Annotated in this window: 3 protein-coding genes; all 3 read left to right on the forward strand. The window is 36.3% G+C overall.

The genetic code is table 11. The annotated features are described in order from the left end of the window. Window positions 1–901, forward strand: a 901-nt coding sequence (locus tag C6988_RS10620) for a Zn-binding domain-containing protein (RefSeq protein ID WP_182135396.1), incomplete at its 5' end; no start/stop codon positions are given. A gap of 26 nt (window positions 902–927) precedes the next feature. Beyond that, window positions 928–2,196 carry a PQQ-dependent sugar dehydrogenase gene (locus C6988_RS10625; protein WP_182135398.1) on the forward strand — a complete coding sequence of 423 codons (1,269 nt, stop codon included), beginning with the start codon at window positions 928–930 and terminating at the stop codon, window positions 2,194–2,196. 34 nt (window positions 2,197–2,230) lie between these two features. Next, a partial coding sequence (locus C6988_RS10630) for an SDR family oxidoreductase (RefSeq protein ID WP_182135400.1) occupies window positions 2,231–2,746 on the forward strand: 516 nt, incomplete at its 3' end.

Genomic DNA, 2,746 nt, shown 5'->3' on the forward strand with positions numbered 1-2,746 from the left:
TTATGTTCCAAATTTTGATGCAATAAAATCTCAGCTAGATGAGTTTAGCATTAGAGGAATTGGAAACACAATTGACATCTTTTTGGATAAACGCAAAGTAGGTGACAGAATTTTGCCTATTGCATTAGAAGAGCTGCACCAAGATGCAATCTATTTTCTTGCAGGGATTAGATACAAGGTAAAAGAGTTTGATTATCCAGAAAAAAATTACGCAAAACTTGAGCGCATCCCAAGGGATTATCCATATTATACTAAAGCACTAACTGAAGAGTGGCCTACAATTGAGACAGTCTATGAGAAAAGAGATGTCTTTGGAATGGAAGTTGCATTTTGTAAATTACATATCCAAAAAAGTGTCTATGGTTATGTAAACATCGAGTTAGGACATGAAGTAACTCAGGGAAACAAAGTATTACTTGAAAAACCACTTGAATATGATTTTGTTACAAAAGGAATTGTCTTTAATGCACCACGACCCCTAAAAGAAATTTCAAAATCAGATGATGAAGAATATGTAGAGGCTAGTAGCTATCATGCAACAGAGCATGTTGTAATTGAGGGAAGCAACATGATTACAGGTGGAGTATCCCAAGATCTTGGCGGAATATCACTTGGAACTTCAGGATTAATTTTTGTCTATGATGGTGCAATTGGGGGAAATGGTGCAAGCAAAGCACTCTATGACAGATTTGAAAAAGCACTAGAGCGAAGCATGTTCATTGTAAAAGAGTGTCCCTGCAAAAATGAGTCAGGATGCCCCAGATGCACATTCTCGTATAGATGTGGAAATAACAACGAATATCTGCATAAATTAGCCTCACTTGAGGTCTTTGAGCGAATTATTGATGAAGAAGAGACTAAACTCAAAGACCCAACAGAAGGCGATAAACCCCTAGTTTAAAATTTGATAAACTACAATAAAGAATCATGATAAAGTTTCTAATTTTTTTAATTGCAATTACGATTTCTCTGCCAGCAGCATTTGCGCAAGAGTATCCAGAGCTTGGAGTAAAGATTGAAACTGTTGCAGAGAACTTGAAGGTTCCCTGGGAAATTGATTTTGCAAGTGATGGAAGAATCTTCTTTACAGAGCGAGTCGGAGATCTCAGAGTAATTCAAGACGGTCAAGTATCTGAGCCAATTATTTCACTAGAGGTTTCTAGAACAGAAGGAGGCTTGCTTGGTTTAGCATTAGATCCTGCATTTGATGAAAATCATTTCATCTACATGTATTACAGCTATTTTGATGGCAGAGATATTTACAACAGAGTCGTTCGCTATACTGAAAATAACAATAATCTCTCTGAAGAATTAATTTTACTTGATAAAATTCCAGGTAGTCAATGGCATGATGGTGGACGAATAAAGTTTGGACCACACGGACTCTTATACATTGCAACAGGTGATGCATCAAACTATAATCTATCTCAAGATTTAGATTCACTTGCAGGAAAAATTCTAAGAATTAATCCTGATGGAAGTATTCCAGAAGATAATCCATTTGATAATGAAATTTTTTCTTTAGGTCATAGAAACCCACAAGGAATTGACTGGCATCCAGAAAGTAAAATCCTAGTTGCAACAGAGCATGGACCATCTGGAGAGCGAGGAGTTGCACATGATGAAGTAAATGTAATTTATTCTGGAAAAAATTATGGTTGGCCACAAATTATTGGCGATGAGACATCAGAAGGATTAGAGAATCCAATTATTCACACTGGAGATGACACATGGGCTCCTTCAGGTGCTGCATTTTATGATTCTCAAAAAATTTCTGATTGGTATGGAAAATTTTTTGTTGCAACTCTTAGAGGCGAGCATCTAAGAATGCTTGATTTGGATTTGGAGAATAATCAAGTAAAGAGCAGCACTGCGCTCTTTTCAGGCGAGTTTGGACGACTACGAAGTGCAAATATGAGCCCAGATGGCGACTTGTATCTCCTAACTAGCAATCAAGATGGCAGAGGAAGTCCTGCCTCAAATGATGATAGAATTCTCAAAATTACTCCAATTATTTCAGGACCAAAGGGAGATAGCTCAATGCCCCCACTAAAGCAAATTCAAGCAGGCATAATGGCTGAAAATGTTTCATGCAAACAAGACATGAGTCTTGTATTCAAGCAATCAAACCAAATGCCTGCATGTGTGATGGATTCATCAGTTGATAGATTGCGCCAAATTGGTTGGGCAAAATAAAATGAATTATTAAGATGCCAAAGAAAAATTATCTATGGAAAAGATAGCAGTTGTAACTGGCAGCTCATCAGGAATTGGTTATGAGACTGCATTGGCTTTGGCAAGAGACGGATATCTTACATATGCTACTATGCGAAACACATCAAAGCAAGACAAGATTTTAGATGTCGCAAAAAATGAGAATCTAAACATAAAGATAATCGAGTTAGATGTCGATAAACCTGATTCAATTAAAGCAGCAATTGAAAAAATTATTTCTGATGATCAAAGAATAGATGTTCTAGTAAATAATGCAGGATATGGTCAGTTTGGATGCACCGAAGATGTTTCAATAGATGATTTTAAAAAACAATTTGAAACAAATTTCTTTAGCATTGTTAGAATAATTCAAGAAGTTGCACCAATAATGAGAAAACAAAGTTCTGGCATTATCGTTAACATTAGTTCTGTTGTTGGACGAATGGGATTGCCAGGCTCTCCAGCTTATATTAGTACAAAATTTGCACTAGAAGGATTTACAGAGTGTTTAAGATATGAACTAGGTCAGTTT

This window comes from Nitrosopumilus sp. b1 (assembly GCF_014078545.1).
Classification (GTDB): Archaea; Thermoproteota; Nitrososphaeria; order Nitrososphaerales; family Nitrosopumilaceae; genus PXYB01.